Genomic DNA, 16686 nt, shown 5'->3' with positions numbered 1-16686 from the left:
CCCGGAGGGCGGCGGGTCTCAATGTGCGGGCTTGAAGATGCCAATCAGGCGCTGGCTTCTTCGCCGCCTTCAGCTTCGTCTTCAGCAAGGCCGGCAGCCGGGGCAACGATCGTTGCAATCGTGAAGTCGCGGTCGGTGATGACCGGGGTCACGTTCTTCGGCAGCTTGATGGCGGAGATGTGGATGCTGTCGCCGCTCTTCAGGCCCGTGAGGTCAACGGTGAAGAATTCCGGGATCGCATCGGCCGGGCAATGAACTTCGACTTCGTGGCGAACGATGTTCAGCACGCCGCCAGCCTTGAGGCCAGGCGACTTCTCGTGGTTTTCGAAGTGAACCGGGATTTCGACGGTAACCGCCGTGTTGCCGGAAACGCGCAGGAAATCGACGTGAAGCGTGAAGTCGCGGACCGGATCGAGCTGGTAGTCCTTCGGCAGAACCTTGATCTTCTTGCCGTCGACGTCGATCGTGGCGATCGTCGTGAGGAAACCACCGGCGTGGATGCGCTTCGTCACCTCATTGGTGTTGAGGGCGATGGAAACGGGGGCCTGCTTGTCACCATAGATGACAGCGGGGATCAGACCATTGCGGCGAAGTTCACGGGCGGACCCCTTACCAACCCGTTCGCGCGCCTCGGCCTTGAGCTCGTAGCTTTCGTGGCTCATAGCTATTCCTTTCGAGGTTATTTGGAGAGTTCAGTCGGTCGGCCTACGCCGCATCGATTGAACTGGAGGAGGGCATGCCCTGCCTCATCCGCGTTGCCTCCAAGGGTGTCTACGCGGACGCGTGGCGTATAATACAAAGCGGCCGAAGGTGCAAGCACCCCTGGAATCGGGGCCTTGTGATGACATTGCAACTGCCGCCGACAAGCCTGCGACTGGGCCTCTATCAACGGCTTGACATATATCCTCAGCCCCATCAACAGTCGAATGCAATCGTTCCGGATCAAAAGGAGAGATCGGGCATGCGTTCCAGGGTTATCGCCGCCGCGGTTTTTTCCATGGGTCTTGCTGGTGTCTCACACGCAGCCGACGTGAACGAGCAAGGTGCCAAGGAACTCCGCAATGTTCTGACGCATTCGCTTTCGCAGGACCTTGCCCGCAGCGATTTCGTGACCGTAAAACCGGCCGGCGATCAATATGAGATCACCTATGATCTTGCGAAATTCTTCGACAAGATCAATTCGAGCGCGTTTTCGGTGACGGGTTTCAAGCCGCTCTCCCTTTTCGCACAGCCCGTCGAGCAGGGAAGGTGGCATCTGACGGGCGACAACAGTCTCGATGTCGCCTTGCATTCGCCGACCTCGGACATTGCCTATTCCATCGCTTCCAGCTCTTTTGACGGTGTTTTCGATCCTGCCATCGAAATGATGCGGTCGATGGGTATCAAGAGCAGCGGCCTGAAATTTTCGAGCGCCGGCGGCGGTCAGAAAAGCGGGCGCAAGATCGATGCGACCATCGACAGCGCCTCATTCGCTCACACGGTCCCCGACAGCAGCGAAGCGGGTAAGGTCGATCTGCAATTGCAAGGTACGCTGCAGCGCTTGCATGAGCAGGTGACCCTGCGGCCGGATGCGGCGCCGATCACTTTCAGCGCCGACAGCGTCGATACCAACCTTACTGCCACCAGCTTGCCGGTGAAGGATCTGCGCGCGCTCATCCGGTTCTTCGTTCAACACGTCAAGGCCAAGCAACTTTCGCAAAGTGGCAGCGAAAAGTTCGAGCAGCTGGTCCATCAAGCTCTGCCGGTTTTCGGCTCGCTCGGCAAGACCGTGACCGTGAACAACGCGCTGGTGGCAACGGAGAAAGGCAACGTCGGCGTCAAGCGTATCGATTACAGTTTCAAGATGGACGGCCTAACCAAGGCGTCCAATGTCAATCTGGAGCTTAGGGCCGAGCAGTTTACGCCCGATGCGGGTCTTGTGCCGGTTGCTTTTATGCCCTTCCTGCCTGCGATGGTGGATGTTCAGCTCGGCGTGCCCAATATCAATTTCGCCGGCCTCATCGATGCTGGTCTCGATTCAATTGTCGCGCGGGCGACGCCGGTTTCCGGCGAGGCTCTGAAACGCACGATGTTCCCGAGCGGTTATGGAACGCTGGAGTTTCCGAAGATCAGTGCAAAATCCGATGTCTACGACGTCGAAGTTTCCGGTGAGCTGAAGGCCTCGACCAAGCCACATTCCGGCTTTTCGCTGCAGGCGACGATCCTGGCGCGCGACTTCGACAAGACGGTCGCTGCCATGCAAGAGGCTGCCAAGACCCAGCCTCGCTTGAACAGCGTTTCCTTTAGCCTGATTGCTGCAAAGGGTTTTGCCAAGACCGACCCGGACGGCCGCCTGCGCTGGGACGTCACCATGGATGAAGACCGAACGGTGACGGTCAACGGACAGGTGATGAAGAAGCCTTGAAGTTTGAGGGTAAGCCCATGTATCAGGGCCATGATAAAGTTCCATGTAAAAGGCCGGTCGGCGCCTTCCAGGTTTCCACGTTTCTTTTCCATCATATTTGGGGGTGAGTTATGCGTTTCAAAGCGGTTGCCACGGCGGCTGTTCTCGCTGTCGGCGTGGCCGGCGTTGTGCAGGCGGCTGACGTCAGCGAGCAAGGTGCCAAGGACCTTTACGGCAATCTGACCTATTTCTTGCCCGATGATATCGCCAAGAGCGGTGCGATCGCGGTCAAGCCGGTCAGCCCACACTACGAAGTCACCTATGATTTGCAGAAGCTGCTCGATAAGTTGAATGTGAGCGGTTTCGACATCAGTGGCCTCAAGCCGCTGATGATGCTGGCAACGCCGCTTGATAGCGGCCTTTGGAACATTGAAGGCAACAACGCCTTCGATGTGACGGCCCGTTCGAAGCCTGGCAGCGGCCCCGATACCGAATTTCGCTATGCCTTGGCATCATCGACCTTTCAGGGCGTTTTCGATCCGGCACTTCATTATCTGCGTTCCATGGATATGAAGGGCAACGGCATCACCATCGCGACAAAGACCACCGACGAAGATAAGAGCGTCCAGAAGAATGACGCGACCGCCGACAGCATCACCTATACCGTGTCGTCGGCAGACAGCGGCGAGCCGGGCAGGCTCGATCTCAAGATGAACGGCAGCCTGCAATCGCTCTATGACAAGATTTCGGCCGACGATGCGACGCTCGGGGAAGTCAAGATTGCAGCGATTGATTTCAGCATGGGGGCGACGAAGCTGCCCTTGAAGGCACTGAATTCGCTGCTGCAGTTCGTCTCCGAACACAAGGATGAGAAGACGCTTTCCGATGCCGATAGCAAGGCGATCAAGGCCTTGCTGATGGATGCCATGCCGATCGTCGGTTCCTTTGACGAGTCCGTCGCCATCAAGGATATCGCGATCACGACGCCTTTCGGTAATGGCAGCCTGCAGAAGATGGGCTATTTCTTCAAGGTAGCCGGGCCAGCCAATGCCATGAATGCGGACTTCGGGCTGAATGCCGAGAAGCTCGCACTGGAAACGGGCCTGATCCCCGAAGACTTTGTCGCCTTCATTCCCGATACGGCCGATATCCAGGTGCAAGTGCCGAATCTGAATTTCTCCGCTCTCGTGGATATTTTTCAGCAGGCCGATTTGAAGAATCCTGAGAGCGACACAGCCATGGACGAGAAGCTGCAGAAGGCCATGTTCCCGGACGGGACGATGACCGTCAACTTCCCGAAGATCAGCGCCGTATCGGGTCTCTATGATGTCGAGGCATCCGGTAGCCTGCGCGGCTGGCTGAACGAGAAGGACCGCGTCGCTATGAAGATGACGGTTCTTGCTCGCGATCTCGACAAGACGATCGCCGCCATCCAGGAGGCAGCAAAGACCAAGGAGGATCTGTCTCAGCTCTCCTTTGGCCTGATGATGGCCAAGGGCTTTGCCAAGACGGATGCAGATGGGCGCTCGCGCTGGGATATCGATCTTTCAGACGATGGTCACGTGTCGGTCAACGGTCAGGCCCTGAAGTAAGCCAATTTGAAATCAGAATGCGATCATGTTTGTCCTGAAGCCGCTGAGCCAGCGCTCGATCTCTCTCCTATGGGCCGGCCAGGTGCTGGCGGCTACAGGCTCCGAATTCTACATGGTCGCAGTCGTCTGGATTGCGGCTGATTTCATCGGCAGCAATGCGGGATATGTTTCCGCATTGCAGTCCGGCGCGCTGCTGTTCGGCAGCCTGTTCGGCGGTATCGTCACGGATCGCTGGCGGCACAGCAGGACGATGATCACGGCCGATCTGATGCGTGCGGCTCTATTGCTGATGCTGTCGTTGGCAAGTCTTCAGCATCTGATGAGCTTGCCGTTGTTGGTGGTGCTTGCAGGAAGCATCGCGTTGTTGACGTCAACGTTCGACCCTTCGTTGCAGGCGACGCTATCGGTGATTGCGGTCGATGCCGAAGTCCGGCACGCGACCAACGGCTTGTTTGACGCAACCCGCCGCATGGCGCGCATCCTCGGTCCGAGCCTGATCGCGCTCGTGAACGGGTTTCTGCCGAAATCTCAGTTCTTCATGGTCACGGCCGCCGCCTTCACACTCTCAGCGCTTGCCGTGTGGTTGGCAGTGGCGAAACTCCCGACGGCGTCGCGGCGCCGCAATTTCTCCGGAATGGCGGCCGTCGTGGACGGCATTCTTGGCGGATGGCGCGCGGCGCGTGGCCATGCGGCAATTCTCTATGGCCTCTTCGCCAACCTGATGGGAAATGTCGCCTGGGCGATGGGGATTCTGCTCGGCATGATCCTGCATTTGCGCGAAACCAGCGCCGACCCGCTGACCGACTACAGTCTGATGATGACGGCTTACGGTGTCGGCAACCTGACCACCAATCTGATCCTCGGAAGCGTCAAGCCGCGCCGGCCGGTGGTCTGGATTATCGTGGCGAAGCTCATTTTCGGATCTGGCGTTTTCCTGTTGCCGCTGATGCATGATCGGATCGGGCTGATGATCGTTGCCTGCTTTGCGGCGATCAACGGACCTTTCGAGAACCTTGCCATGCTCCATCTGATGCAGACGCGCAGCGAGCCGCATCGTCTGGCGCAGGTCTATCGCTTATCGATGTGCGCGATCTTCACCGGCCTGCTTCTGGCCTATCTGATGTCGCCAACGCTGTTTGCGCGGTTCGGCATCGGGCCTTCGATCATGGGATCGGGCGCGGCTGTCTTCATCTCGGGGCTGTTGGGCATTGGCCTGCTCGCATGGAAACAGGCGCATCCTGCGGGAGCAAAGGCCACCTGAGGCAGGCCGAAGGCTCAGTCGAAGAGGCTCGAAACCGATTCTTCCTGGCTGGTGCGGTTGATCGCTTCGCCGATGAGGCCAGCCGTCGTGATGACGCGAATATTCGGAGCCGATAGCACTGCGGTCGTCGGCTGGATGGAATCGGTAATCACCAGTTCCTTCAGTTGCGAGTTTGCGACGCGGGTTACGGCTCCGCCGGAGAGAACGCCGTGGGTGATATAGGCGGTGACGCTTGCCGCGCCTCGTGCGAGCAGGGCATCGGCAGCGTTGCAGAGCGTACCGCCGGAATCGACGATATCGTCGATCAGGAGGCAATCCTTGCCGGAGACGTCACCAATGACGTTCATGACTTCGGATTCGCCGGGGCGATCACGGCGCTTGTCCACGATTGCCAGCAGACAGTCGAGGCGCTTGGCGAGCGCGCGGGCACGTACGACGCCGCCGACATCAGGAGAAACGACCATGACATTGCCGATATCGTAGTTCGCCTTGATATCGCGCGTCAGGATCGGCAGTGCGTAGAGATTATCCGTCGGGATATCGAAGAAGCCCTGAATCTGGCCGGCATGCAGGTCGAGCGTAAGAACGCGGTCCGCACCTGCCTCGGTGATCAGATTGGCGACGAGCTTTGCCGAGATCGGCGTGCGCCCCGAGGCGCGGCGATCTTGACGGGCATAGCCGAAATAGGGGAGGACCGCCGTTATGCGCCGCGCCGACGAGCGGCGCATCGCATCGATCATGATCAGCAGTTCCATAAGGTGATCGTTGGTCGGAAACGACGTCGGCTGCACGAGGAACACATCCTCGCCGCGTACATTTTCCTGGATCTCTACGAAAATCTCCTGGTCGGCGAACCGGCGGACGCTAGCTCTTCCCAAGGGAACGTTGAGATAATTGCAGATCGCTTCGGCAAGATGCCGGTTCGAATTGCCTGCGAAAACCTTCATTGTGGCCCGCCTATTACCAACCTGATAGCCGCGCTTTTAACCGCCTTGCTCTCGAATGCAAGAGGGGGAGGCCCGTTAGCTTCATATTTCTGAAAAGCTTTTAGCTATCCACCGTTGGATTCGCGCCAGGAATTGAAATCCGACATGGTTTTGGTGGCAATTTTCTGCATAACCGTTGGAGGAACGGCCGACCAAGGATCGCCACGCTTCAGAGGCGCGCTTTCCGAGCCCTGGATGCGGTGGACGCGGTTGCCATTGCTGTCCAATACATCCCAGACGTAGGTCACGGAAATCTGCGGGCCATCTTCAAAGGCGGAAAGATAGCCCTTGAGGATATAGGCGGCACTGGAATCGCTTGAGCTCTTGATCGTCAGGCCGAGCGAGCGAGCGTCGACACCAAGCTGGCGCGACAGCGGCGTGACGGCTTCCACTGGAGCGCCGATGATCGGCAAGAAGCGGACGCTGTTGCCGCCGGCTGCGGCTGTGGGCGGCAGCGACGCCTGTTGATCCGGCTGCTGTTGATCTGGCTGCGGGTCGTCGGCAGTCTGTTGTTGCTGCTGCTGCGGTTGTGGATCGTCCGACAGGCGCCGGTCGGCCTCGCGCTGCTCGTCGGCTTCCGAAAATTGATTGTTAGATGGAGCGATGGAGGCGGTGCGGGAACCGTCGAGCGGGCGAGACGCATAGGGATTGGTGCCGTTCGATCTCAGCGCCGAGGCCTGGTCGTCGAGCGTGCCGCTGCCGCCGTAGTTTTGCGGCTGATAGGCCTGCTGCGAGGTCTGCTGCTGATAGCCGTAGCTCTCCTGCGCGCTTTGAAAGGTTTGGCGGCGCTGAGGCGTCGAAGCCATACGCTCGACATCCCGTTGGGTTACCGGGCTGGAGCCGGCATCACCGATGGCTTCGGGCGGCGTCAGGGCGTCCGTGGTGTTGCAGGCGGAGAGCGCCAGGCAAAAGCCGGCGACAATCAACGTTATCCTGACCACTCCCATTGACGCGATCCTTTCTCCCGACGGTCTGACCGTCCAGGATCGCTATCTTACGCCCCTAACGGTTAAGAAATTCGAGAGGGTGGCGGGAAAGGGCTTTTGGGGCCTGCGAGGTCGTCAGATAGGTCTGACCGAGTGTCATGGCGGTGCCGCTGTCGGAATCCATGATGATCATATGCACGAAGAGCGACATGTTCTCCTGGATCTCAAGCGGATTGCCCATGTGGAACATCTCGTGCTCCATCCATGAAGGCGAGAAGCGGGCGCCGAGAGAGTAGCCACAGGCGTTCAGCCGGTGGCGGCTAAGGCCGCGCTCGTCCATGATCATGGCGTGCATGTCGAAGACGTCGCCAAAGGTGTGCCCCGGCATCAGGATTGTCTCGATCGCCTGCAGGGTTTCAAGGCAGGCGCTGTAAAGCTCGCGATGGCGATGGCTGGGAGTGCCGATGACGACTGTGCGCATCATGGCTGCGTGATAATGGGCATCGACACCGGCCCATTCGAGCGTCAGCTGGTCGTCCGCATCGAGCTTGCGACGGCCGGACTTATAGCGGCAGAGGAGGGCCTCCGCGCCAGAGCCGATAATGAATGCATTGGCGGGATAATCGCCGCCGCCGGCAAAGACGGCACCCTGCATGGCTTCCAGAATGTCTGACTCATCCGCGCCCGCCTTAACCAGAGACAGGGCAGCGTCCAAGGCGTCGTCGGCCAATGCTGCGGCGCGTTCGACATAGACGATTTCCGCCGGGCTCTTCGTCAGACGCAGGCGGCTGACGAGATAGGAGGCGTCGACGATCTGGCCGAAGCTCGCCAATTGCTGGTCAAGCAGCCGGGCGATGCGTCCGGTCATGCCATGGGTGTCATATTCGATGCCGATACGGGCACCGAGAAGATCGAGATCCGACAATAGTTCCTTGAGATCGAGTGTCGGATCAGCGTTGACGCGATCGACCCAGATGCGGATGTCGGTGATGACGGAAGTCAGCTGCGCCTGGCGCAGATCGGCCGAGCGCGTCATCAGCGTCAGAGATCCATCCGCCTTGACGACCAGTGTCTGGAAAAAGCAAAAGCCGAACGTATCGTAGCCGGTGAGCCAATACATGCTCTCCTGTGCGAAGAGCAGCATGGCATCGAGTTTTTCTTCCTGCATTCTCGCCAGCAGGCGTGCCAGACGAGCATCGAATTCGCTGCGTTCGAAATGCAGGGCCATATTAACTTGCCTCCCCGATAGCGATGGCGGAAATCTGACGCCCGTAATCCGGCTCCTTCGCATGCGTCGTGCGGCGGTAGGAGAAGAAACGCTCCGCGTCCGGATAGGTGCAGAGGTTCAGGCTTTCGGCGGTGACGCCCGCCTTGCGCAGGCGATCGACCGTGAGGGACGGCAGATCGAACATGGCATGGCCGTCGCGCTCCGAAGAGGTGAAATATTTGGCATAACCGGGATCGTGAGCAAGGAAGCGTTCGACGAATTCGGGGCCGACCTCATAGCTCGCCTGGCTGATCGATGGGCCGAGACCGGCAATGATGGCGTCACGCCTTGCGCCGAGCGCCACCATCGCGTCGATGGTGTTTTCAAGCACGCCGGTCAGCGCGCCCTTCCAACCGGCGTGGGCTGCGCCGATAACCCGGTTTTCGGGATCGGCAAAAAGGATCGGGCCGCAATCGGCGGCGAGCACGCCGATTGCGATGCCCGGTGTGGCCGTCACCATCGCATCGGCCTGCGGCCGGCTGCCGTCGTAATGCGCACCGATGGTCACGACATCGGGCGAATGTATCTGATGCACGGTGGCGAGCCGCTCGACCGGCAAGCCGAACCAGCCGGCAACACGGCGCCGGTTTTCCTGCACGCGCTCGCGATCGTCATGCGAACCGAGCCCAACGTTCAGCCCGCGATAAAGGCCCTCCGACACGCCGCCGGCGCGGGTGAAATAGCCGTGGCGAATGCCCGCAGCCTCGGCGGCGCTCAGCAATGTGCTTGCAAGTGGTGTCGGCAACGAGATGTCCCTTGATAATCTTGATTGACCTATCGTGCTTGAGATAACGCAGTCGCGGCGAAGCAGTTCGATCGTTGAGGAATGTTGGCCCAGTCCGCCGCGCGCTGTCAATCCGCAGCCATGATGGTCAAGTCTCAGCTGACGGGACGAAAGGGCAGGAGATCGATCGCAGGGCTGGAGACTGCCAGCACCTTGAAAAGCTCCCCCATCTTGCCTTCGCCGGCGCCGGCAAGCCGCTCTACGGCGACGCTGATATTCTCCTGTGTTGCTGCATCCTGGTCGCGGCCGAGGGCGGCTGCACGCTCCAGCAGACCGAGCCCGACAAGAAAATCGCCCTGATGACAACAGCCGTTGATATGGAGGCCGGAGGCGAGCGCCGTCTGGGCCAGATGCTGGAAATCGACATGGCTGGTCAGGTCGGCTTCGCCGGGGTGCTCCAGCGGCGAATCGTATTCATGCATGCGGACGGCCTGCAGCGTATCGCCGAAGCTTGTCGCCATATGACCGTAGTCGATGGCAAGCGCCGTGCCGCCATGGGCGGCAAGCCTGTCGCAGATCGTCGTCATGACGGCCTGACGGGCGGGCGCAATCTCAAAGATCGTGCCGATCGGCGGCGGGCCACCGTCGGGAAGAAGCGAGGGGTCGAGAGTCGCGACGCCTGTCGTGAAGGTCAGCTCGTCGCTGATGTCGAGACCGACCATCCGCTCGCGAAAACCATTGGCGGTGCGCACGAACTGGCGGATCGGAATGGCGTCGAAAAGCTCGTTGGCGGCGAGCAGGGTGAAACCCTCAGGCACCTCGCCGAAATCGGTATGCCAGGAAATTTTGGCGCCATACGCTTCCAGGTTTTGCCGCTGGAAGCCCTGCAGGCGTTCACTGGTCTCGACGAGATGCACTGTCATGACATCGTAAAGCGGCGGCGCCAGCTTGCCGATGACGCGCAACATGTCGGACATCATCGTGCCGCGGCCGGGGCCGATCTCGACAAGGCGTACCTGGGCCGGCATGCCATGCCGCTGCCAGGCATGCACCATGAAGACGCCGATCATTTCGCCGAACAACTGGCTTATCTCGGGTGCGGTGACGAAGTCGCCGGATTGGCCGAAGGGTTCACGTGTCTTGTAGTAACCATGCACGGGGTCGGCGAGACACAACGAAAAATAATCCGTGATGCTCAATGGTCCGTTGGTGCGGATGATGGCTTTGATTTTTTCCCCGAGCGCCGTCGTCATTCTTTGCTTTCGCTAATGCGTGATCCTGAAAGGATCCCGCGTATTGAACTCCACCTCAAGCCATCTGCCTTGCCGCGGCCTGCCGGGCGCGGATGACAGCCCATAGGCCGATGGCGACCATCGGAAGCGACAGCACCATGCCCATCGTAAGCCAGTTCGTGCCGAGCAGATAGCCGAGCTGCTGGTCAGGCTGACGGAAGAATTCGACAAAAATACGCGAGAAGGCATAGCCGATGACGAAAATACCGCTGACCGTACCCGGCTTTTTCAATGCCAGCGCCCAGCGCGTAAGCACAAAGAGAATAAGGAAGAGGATGATGCCTTCGATGCCGGCTTCATAAAGTTGGCTCGGGTGCCGCGGGTCTGGGCCTGCAGGGCATACGCCATTATGGGCGGCGATCACATGTGGGCTGCAGAAGACCATCGCCCAAGGAACGTCGCTGGCCCGACCCCAAAGTTCGCCGTTGATGAAATTGGCGATACGGCCGAAGAATAGGCCGATCGGCGCGACGGCGGCGACGATATCGAACAGGCTCCAGGTGGGGATCTGGTTGCGCCTTGCGAACAAGATCATGGCGATAGTCGTGCCTATTAATCCGCCGTGGAAGGACATGCCGCCATTCCAGACCTCGATAGCGCGGATCGGATTGGCGAGCACCGGGTCGAGATCGTAGAAAAGGATGTAGCCGATGCGGCCGCCGAGAACGATGCCGAAGGCGACCCAGAGAATAAAGTCATCCAGATGCTGGCGCGTCATCGGTGCAGTATCGTTCAGCCAGAGTTTGCCATTGTCGACCAGCCGCCTTGCATAGAACCAGCCGAGCAGGATGCCTGCGACATAGGCAAGCCCATACCAATGCACTGAGATCGGGCCGAGGGATACGGCGATGGGGTTGATGTCCGGGAACGGCAGGATGGCGGCGAGATTGGCGGATGTCAGCAAGATCGTCAGGCCCGTTTCAGCATGTTCCCGAAAGCACCGTGCCATTCCGGAACGGGGATCATGCTATATAGCTAAATGTGCGCGGAACATGGCGTTCGCTGTCGAAACGGTCAAGTCGATTGTTGATCCGGCCGAGATGGGGCTCCGGTTGTCCAGTCCTATCTCAATTTGCTTGCATCGGCCCCTTGGAAATCCTACCTCAGCACTATCTGGCCCATATCGATGCCTGACCGTTGAGGGCCGACGGCTGCAAGGAGATTGCCATGAGCACTGGACCGAACCGAATCTTGGATGAATTCGCCAAGCTGATGACCGATGCCGCCGGTGCTGCCCAAGGCGTGCGCCGTGAAATCGAGACCGCCTTCAATGCCCATGCCGAGCGCTGGCTGAACAGCATGGATATCGTCAAGCGCGAGGAATTCGAAGCCGTCCGCGAAATGGCGATCAAGGCGCGCGACGAAAACGAGGCGCTGCTGGCGAGAATCGAAGCGCTTGAAACCAAGCTTGCTTCCAAGGGCAAATAAGCCCGGTCTTACGTTTGCAGATCGGCACGGCACCCGTTTGCCGTGCCTTTTTCCTCTGAAAATTTGCGTTTGTTTTTCCACCTGTGGACATAGGCAAAAAAGCCAATCGCCAGAGTCGGTTATGACTCCCTTCTGAATAGGCGTCGGAAGAGCTTTCCACAGTGCCGTTTCCAAAATCACCGTTCAGGGGCTGGCATGCCGGGCATGCCGCTATACACTGATTTTAAATGATGATTCGAAACGGACTTGGTAAGCCCCGGGCATGGTGGAAGCGTTAGTCTGGCAGCCGTTCAACATCATCCCGAGGATGTTTCCGGAGTAAAATTGTTTGCGTTCTTTCAGTGTCGAGCCACGGGAAAACTGCAACCGATCCGGTCAAGAAGGTGCTGCATGAGCCTTATGGAAATGGAAGCCGAACGACAATCGAACCCGGTCGACATGATCGAATTCGTCGCTGCCAATAACGATTGGTCGTTCGAACGGTCCGGCGAGGACGAACTCGCCATGACCGTCGAGGGACGATGGACCGACTATCACGTCTCGTTCTCCTGGATGGAGGAGTTCGAGGCGCTGCACATAGCCTGCGCGTTCGACGTCAAGGTTCCGGATCCCCGGGTCAACGAGGTGATCAAGCTCCTGTCCTGCATCAATGGGCAGGTGCTGATGGGTCACTTCGATCTATGGCGTCAGGAAGACATCGTTATCTTCCGCCAATCGCTTCTCTTGTCGGGTGGGGCGGAGCCCACCAACCGTCAGGTGGAAGTGCTGCTTTCCAACGCGCTTGACACCTGCGAAGCTTACTATCAGGCTTTCCAATTCGTTGTATGGTCCGGCCTTGACGCGAACCGCGCCATGGAAGCCGTACTTTTTGAAACGGTAGGCGAAGCGTGACATGACAGGCGAACAATCCGCCAATGCATTTGCAGCCTCCGGGCCGATCGTCCTGATCGGCGCCGGTAACATGGGCGGGGCATTGCTGACGGGGTGGCTGAAAAACGGCGTGCCGGGATCATCCGTCATCGTTGTCGATCCAAACCCTGCCGAAGCGATGCGGAAAATGATTGCGGATGCCGGCGCAAGCCACGTCACCGAAGTGCCGAAAGGCGTGACGGCGGGGGTTCTCTTCATCGCCGTCAAACCGCAACTGATGGACGCAGTCCTGCCGCCGTTCAAGCCGCTTGTGGGCGAGACGACAGTCGTCGTCTCCATCGCGGCCGGCAAGACGCTGTCCGCGCTTGAAACGCATCTGGGAAAAGCGGCCATGGTGCGCGCCATGCCGAACACGCCCGCTATGGTCGGGCGTGGTGTGACGGGCGCTTTTGCCAATGCACGCGTGAACGACGGCCAGCGGCAGCTGGTTCAAAACCTGTTGAAGGTATCCGGTCCGGTCGAATGGGTGCCCGGCGAAGCCGATATCGATTCGGTAACCGCCGTTTCCGGCAGCGGCCCGGCCTATGTCTTCTATCTCGTGGAATGCATGGCGGAGGCGGGCCGAAAGCTTGGCCTGCAGGCGGACCTCGCCATGCGGCTCGCACGGGAGACCGTCGCGGGGGCTGGTGAACTGTTGCACCAGTCTCCCGACGACGCTTCGCGCCTGCGCCAGAACGTGACCTCTCCCGGCGGCACCACAGCTGCGGCGCTGGGCGTCCTGATGGCGGAGGATGGCATGCAGCCGCTGTTTGATGCGGCCCTCGAAGCGGCGCGCAAGCGGGCACAGGAATTGGCCGGCTGAGTTTTCTAAAAAGGCAGGATATGGCGGAAGAGATCACTTACGGCGATTTCGAGCGGGTGGACATCCGTGTCGGGACCATCATCGAAGCGGAGACTTTTCCGGAAGCGCGCAAGCCCGCTTACAAGCTCAGGATCGATTTCGGGCCGGAGATCGGCATCAAGCGTTCCTCCGCGCAGATCACCGCGCACTATACGCCGGAAACCCTTGTCGGCCGGCAGGTGCTGGCGGTCGTCAATTTTCCGCCGCGTCAGATCGGTCCGGTGCGCTCCGAAGTGCTGACCCTGGGCTTCGAAGACGAATCCGGCGCGATCGTTCTGGCCGCGGTGACCCAGCCGGTGCCGAATGGCAAAAGGATGATGTGAGCCTTTCCCTTTCGCAATAGGAGGGGAAGGCGTCAGTGAATATCCCGTGATACCGGGTCGGTTAGGCTAAAGTCGAGGAATTCCGCTTCGAAGCCTTCGCGTTGCGGCGAGCAGAAGGCCGGGCCAACCAACACTTCCTCGAGCGTCGGATCGAACCAGGCGAGCCTTGCCATGCGCCATTCGCTCATGCGGTCGGTGCGGTACTGGATAAAGAGGGCGTCGCCGTTGCGGGTGACCCGTGCCGACATGGCATCGAACTCGTGATCGAGGCGGAAGGCGGACCAATCGGAATTGCCATTGGTGACGACGACGCTGAAATGCCTGGCGCCGTCGGTATATTCTATCCCGCATTTCATCCAGTGCCTGGCATCATGGCGGACCATCAGGCCGGCCTGATCGTAAAGCTCGCGATAATGCCCGACGAAGGTGACTTCGGCGGTAAAATCGCCCCGGCGGGGCACCCCAAGAAAATGACCGTCGTCGCGGTGGAAGCCGTAATAGGTTTCCTGCCAGAAATCGGTCTTGTTGCCGGATTGAACGAGCAGGCGTCCCTGGTTCACTTCCCACATAGGCGGCGTGTTCAACCAGTGCATGCCCTCGATATCGATCGGCATATGCTCTCTCCCTCAGGCAGGAATGCGGATGGTGGCGCGCAAGCCCCCAAGCGGGCTGTCGCCGAGCGTGACGTTGCCGCCATGGCTGCGGGCGATGTCGCGCGCGATGGCAAGGCCGAGACCTGTGCCCGATTTATCGAGATTGCGGGCTGAATCCAGCCGGAAGAACGGTTTGAAGACGTCGTCTCGCGCGGCGACGGGAATGCCGGGGCCGTCATCATCGAAAATGATCGTCAGCCATTTGGCGCTGTGCCTGGCTTCCACGCGGAGGCTGTTGGCATAGCGTCGTGCGTTGGTGGCGAGGTTCGTCACCAGACGGTTGAATGCATTCGGCCGGACGGAGATTTCGTCATCCCCTTCAATGGAGAAGCTCATGGACTTGTCATGCAGCGTGAAGTCCTGCCGGATCTTTTCGAGGATATCGCTGAGCTTGAATTGCCCGACATCTTCTTCGGCTTCGCCGCGCGCGAAGGCCATGTAGCCCTCGAGCATGCTTTGCATGTCCTCCACGTCTTCGCTTAGGCCGACAAGATCCGGATTTTCGCCCACAAGGGCGAGCTGCAGCTTGAAGCGGGTGAGAACGGTGCGTAGGTCGTGACTGACGCCGGAAAGCATCGCCGTGCGCTGCTCGATCTGCCGTTCGATGCGCTCGCGCATCAGGATGAAGGCAAGGCCCGCGCGGCGTATTTCGTCCGCACCGCGGGGAGAGTAGTTTTCCAGGCGCTGGCCCTTGCCGAAGCTTTCCGCCGCCTGAGCCAGCGCCAGGATCGGGCGGATCTGGCCGCGAAGGAACAGAACGGCGATGCCGATCAGTACCAGCGAGGTGCCGACCATCCATAGAATGAAGATATGGGTGTTCGAGGCATAGGTCTGGCTGCGCTTGGCGAAGACGCGCAGCACCTTGTCCGGCAGTTTGATGCGGATTTCGACCAGACTGGAGTTGCCGACGGTATCGATCCAGAAGGGTAGATTGATCTGTTCCTTTATCTCGTCGCTCAAAATGCCATCGAGGATCGAAAAGAAGGGCTTTTCGCGCGGCGGCGGCAATTCGCCCCCGGGTTCGATCGATATGCTGAGGTCGAGCTTTTGCCGCGCCATCTGCGTTATGGCGGAATAGTCGGCATCCTGCGGATAGGTCTGGATGATGGTGATGATGGCGGCGATGTCGCGCGTGGTGGCCATCGACAGCCGCTGCGTCACCATCTGCCAGTGGCGCTCCATGAAGACGACGGTAACAACCGCCTGCAGAATGATCATCGGCAGGATGAAGATCAGCAATGAGCGGGCGTAGAGGCCGGTCGGCAGGATATAGCGACGCATCCAGCGCGAAAGCCACCGCAATCCGTTGGATGGCGTGTGATCCTGGTCGCGTCTGATGGAATCGAATGTCACCATAATCTGGTCCCGCGGGCCGATCTCAATCTATGCTCAGGCGATAGCCGATACCACGCACCGTCTGCAGCCAGATAGGGTTGGCGGGGTCATCTTCAATCTTGCGACGCAGCCGGTTGATCTGCACGTCGATCGTCCGCTCTCCCACTTCGGCGTCACTGCCGATGAGTTCATGGCGCGGGATCGTCTCGCCGGCGCGCTTGGCAAAGAGCAGCATGATTTCCTGCTCGCGATCGGTAAGCCGGATGAGTTCCGCGGCCTTCTTGAGCTCCTTGCGGGTGAGCGAAAAGGTGTACGGCCCGAACATGACCAGTTCGATCTTCGGGGAATCGGCGGGCGCATTGCGCCGCAGGATATTGTTGATGCGCAGCACCAGCTCACGCGGGTCGAAGGGTTTCGGCAGATAGTCATCCGCGCCGGCCTCAAGGCCGGCTATGCGGGAATCGGCTTCGGCCAGCGCCGTCAGCATGATGATCGGAATGTTCTTGATGGCGCGCAGGCTCGACGTCAGCGCAATACCGGATTCGCCGGGCATCATCACGTCCATGATGATGAGATCGAAATCGAGCCCTTCCAGCTTGCGGCGCGCTTCGGCGCCATCGGCGGCGGCCGTGACGCGGAAGCCCTTCTCCATAAGGTAGCGGTTGAGGAGGGCGCGGATACGGGTATCGTCGTCCACTACCAGAAGATGTGCTGCATCATCCGAAATTGCTGCTTTTGTCGTCAT

Annotated in this window: 17 protein-coding genes; 7 read left to right on the top strand and 10 right to left on the bottom strand. The window is 59.6% G+C overall.

The genetic code is table 11. From position 1 onward, the window contains the following. Window positions 1–44 precede the first annotated feature (44 nt). Entirely contained in the window at window positions 45–662 is a 618-nt protein-coding gene (locus FHX05_RS04620; protein WP_015340613.1) for a 50S ribosomal protein L25/general stress protein Ctc, read from the bottom strand. A gap of 299 nt (window positions 663–961) precedes the next feature. Here FHX05_RS04620 and FHX05_RS04615 point away from each other — a divergent pair, with 299 nt between their 5' ends. The 3 genes from FHX05_RS04615 to FHX05_RS04605 all read left to right on the top strand — a co-directional run bounded on the left by FHX05_RS04615 (window position 962) and on the right by FHX05_RS04605 (window position 5236). Beyond that, window positions 962–2404 carry a hypothetical protein gene (locus FHX05_RS04615; protein ID WP_183870797.1) on the top strand — a complete coding sequence of 481 codons (1443 nt, stop codon included), beginning with the start codon at window positions 962–964 and terminating at the stop codon, window positions 2402–2404. Between the two features lie 110 nt (window positions 2405–2514). Then, window positions 2515–3975, top strand: coding sequence for a hypothetical protein (locus FHX05_RS04610; protein ID WP_183870796.1), 1461 nt, complete (start codon window positions 2515–2517; stop codon window positions 3973–3975). A 25-nt stretch (window positions 3976–4000) separates the two neighbouring features. Beyond that, window positions 4001–5236 (top strand): MFS transporter, encoded by a 1236-nt coding sequence (locus tag FHX05_RS04605; RefSeq protein ID WP_183870795.1) that lies wholly within the window; start codon window positions 4001–4003, stop codon window positions 5234–5236. A 14-nt stretch (window positions 5237–5250) separates the two neighbouring features. On the opposite strand, the gene FHX05_RS04600 is transcribed toward FHX05_RS04605, so the two are convergent. The 6 genes from FHX05_RS04600 to lgt form a co-directional block, all read right to left on the bottom strand. Beyond that, window positions 5251–6183 (bottom strand): ribose-phosphate pyrophosphokinase, encoded by a 933-nt coding sequence (locus FHX05_RS04600; protein ID WP_015340609.1) that lies wholly within the window; start codon window positions 6181–6183, stop codon window positions 5251–5253. Between the two features lie 104 nt (window positions 6184–6287). After that, window positions 6288–7169 (bottom strand): hypothetical protein, encoded by an 882-nt coding sequence (locus FHX05_RS04595; RefSeq protein WP_183709480.1) that lies wholly within the window; start codon window positions 7167–7169, stop codon window positions 6288–6290. A gap of 55 nt (window positions 7170–7224) precedes the next feature. Beyond that, complete coding sequence (locus tag FHX05_RS04590; protein WP_183870794.1) at window positions 7225–8376, bottom strand: Xaa-Pro peptidase family protein; 1152 nt, start codon at window positions 8374–8376, stop codon at window positions 7225–7227. A gap of 1 nt (window position 8377) precedes the next feature. Next, window positions 8378–9160 carry a peptidoglycan editing factor PgeF gene (pgeF, locus tag FHX05_RS04585; RefSeq protein WP_183870793.1) on the bottom strand — a complete coding sequence of 261 codons (783 nt, stop codon included), beginning with the start codon at window positions 9158–9160 and terminating at the stop codon, window positions 8378–8380. A gap of 134 nt (window positions 9161–9294) precedes the next feature. After that, window positions 9295–10392, bottom strand: a complete 1098-nt coding sequence (locus FHX05_RS04580) for a class I SAM-dependent methyltransferase (RefSeq protein WP_183870792.1) — start codon at window positions 10390–10392, stop codon at window positions 9295–9297. A 55-nt stretch (window positions 10393–10447) separates the two neighbouring features. After that, on the bottom strand, window positions 10448–11335 hold the full coding sequence (gene lgt, locus FHX05_RS04575) for a prolipoprotein diacylglyceryl transferase (protein WP_183871185.1): 888 nt from the start codon (window positions 11333–11335) through the stop codon (window positions 10448–10450). Window positions 11336–11598: 263 nt separating this feature from the next. Between lgt and FHX05_RS04570 the strand changes: the two genes are divergently transcribed. The 4 genes from FHX05_RS04570 (at window position 11599) to FHX05_RS04555 (ending at window position 13953) form a co-directional block, all read left to right on the top strand. Next, entirely contained in the window at window positions 11599–11859 is a 261-nt protein-coding gene (locus FHX05_RS04570; protein WP_015340603.1) for an accessory factor UbiK family protein, read from the top strand. Between the two features lie 390 nt (window positions 11860–12249). Continuing rightward, window positions 12250–12750, top strand: coding sequence for a YbjN domain-containing protein (locus FHX05_RS04565; RefSeq protein WP_041677603.1), 501 nt, complete (start codon window positions 12250–12252; stop codon window positions 12748–12750). A gap of 1 nt (window position 12751) precedes the next feature. After that, complete coding sequence (gene proC / locus FHX05_RS04560) at window positions 12752–13591, top strand: pyrroline-5-carboxylate reductase (protein WP_183870791.1); 840 nt, start codon at window positions 12752–12754, stop codon at window positions 13589–13591. A 20-nt stretch (window positions 13592–13611) separates the two neighbouring features. Next, the gene (locus FHX05_RS04555) at window positions 13612–13953 is read left to right on the top strand and encodes a tRNA-binding protein (RefSeq protein WP_183709489.1); all 342 of its coding nucleotides are present in this window, start codon (window positions 13612–13614) and stop codon (window positions 13951–13953) included. 32 nt (window positions 13954–13985) lie between these two features. On the opposite strand, the gene FHX05_RS04550 is transcribed toward FHX05_RS04555, so the two are convergent. Genes FHX05_RS04550 through FHX05_RS04540 form a run of 3 tightly spaced genes read right to left on the bottom strand, consistent with a single transcriptional unit; the run spans window position 13986 to window position 16686 of the window. Next, on the bottom strand, window positions 13986–14567 hold the full coding sequence (locus FHX05_RS04550; RefSeq protein WP_183870790.1) for a DUF1349 domain-containing protein: 582 nt from the start codon (window positions 14565–14567) through the stop codon (window positions 13986–13988). Window positions 14568–14579: 12 nt separating this feature from the next. Continuing rightward, window positions 14580–15962 (bottom strand): ATP-binding protein, encoded by a 1383-nt coding sequence (locus FHX05_RS04545; protein ID WP_112399072.1) that lies wholly within the window; start codon window positions 15960–15962, stop codon window positions 14580–14582. 22 nt (window positions 15963–15984) lie between these two features. Continuing rightward, entirely contained in the window at window positions 15985–16686 is a 702-nt protein-coding gene (locus FHX05_RS04540) for a response regulator (protein ID WP_015340597.1), read from the bottom strand.

Origin of the sequence: Rhizobium sp. BK491 (assembly GCF_014194925.1) — a bacterium.
Classification (GTDB): Bacteria; Pseudomonadota; Alphaproteobacteria; order Rhizobiales; family Rhizobiaceae; genus Rhizobium.
This window is presented reverse-complemented; position numbering and strand designations above follow the sequence as displayed.

What these genes read in the sequence shown, in the direction of transcription:
- FHX05_RS04550 (WP_183870790.1), bottom strand. Translation starts at nt 14,567, where the DNA reads ATGCCGATCGATATCGAGGGCATGCACTGGTTGAACACGCCGCCTATG.
- FHX05_RS04620 (WP_015340613.1), bottom strand. Translation starts at nt 662, where the DNA reads ATGAGCCACGAAAGCTACGAGCTCAAGGCCGAGGCGCGCGAACGGGTT.
- FHX05_RS04590 (WP_183870794.1), bottom strand. Translation starts at nt 8,376, where the DNA reads ATGGCCCTGCATTTCGAACGCAGCGAATTCGATGCTCGTCTGGCACGC.
- FHX05_RS04610 (WP_183870796.1), top strand. Translation starts at nt 2,515, where the DNA reads ATGCGTTTCAAAGCGGTTGCCACGGCGGCTGTTCTCGCTGTCGGCGTG.
- FHX05_RS04615 (WP_183870797.1), top strand. Translation starts at nt 962, where the DNA reads ATGCGTTCCAGGGTTATCGCCGCCGCGGTTTTTTCCATGGGTCTTGCT.
- FHX05_RS04565 (WP_041677603.1), top strand. Translation starts at nt 12,250, where the DNA reads ATGAGCCTTATGGAAATGGAAGCCGAACGACAATCGAACCCGGTCGAC.
- FHX05_RS04570 (WP_015340603.1), top strand. Translation starts at nt 11,599, where the DNA reads ATGAGCACTGGACCGAACCGAATCTTGGATGAATTCGCCAAGCTGATG.
- FHX05_RS04540 (WP_015340597.1), bottom strand. Translation starts at nt 16,686, where the DNA reads ATGACGACAAAAGCAGCAATTTCGGATGATGCAGCACATCTTCTGGTA.
- FHX05_RS04605 (WP_183870795.1), top strand. Translation starts at nt 4,001, where the DNA reads ATGTTTGTCCTGAAGCCGCTGAGCCAGCGCTCGATCTCTCTCCTATGG.
- FHX05_RS04580 (WP_183870792.1), bottom strand. Translation starts at nt 10,392, where the DNA reads ATGACGACGGCGCTCGGGGAAAAAATCAAAGCCATCATCCGCACCAAC.
- FHX05_RS04545 (WP_112399072.1), bottom strand. Translation starts at nt 15,962, where the DNA reads ATGGTGACATTCGATTCCATCAGACGCGACCAGGATCACACGCCATCC.
- FHX05_RS04595 (WP_183709480.1), bottom strand. Translation starts at nt 7,169, where the DNA reads ATGGGAGTGGTCAGGATAACGTTGATTGTCGCCGGCTTTTGCCTGGCG.
- proC (WP_183870791.1), top strand. Translation starts at nt 12,752, where the DNA reads ATGACAGGCGAACAATCCGCCAATGCATTTGCAGCCTCCGGGCCGATC.
- FHX05_RS04555 (WP_183709489.1), top strand. Translation starts at nt 13,612, where the DNA reads ATGGCGGAAGAGATCACTTACGGCGATTTCGAGCGGGTGGACATCCGT.
- FHX05_RS04600 (WP_015340609.1), bottom strand. Translation starts at nt 6,183, where the DNA reads ATGAAGGTTTTCGCAGGCAATTCGAACCGGCATCTTGCCGAAGCGATC.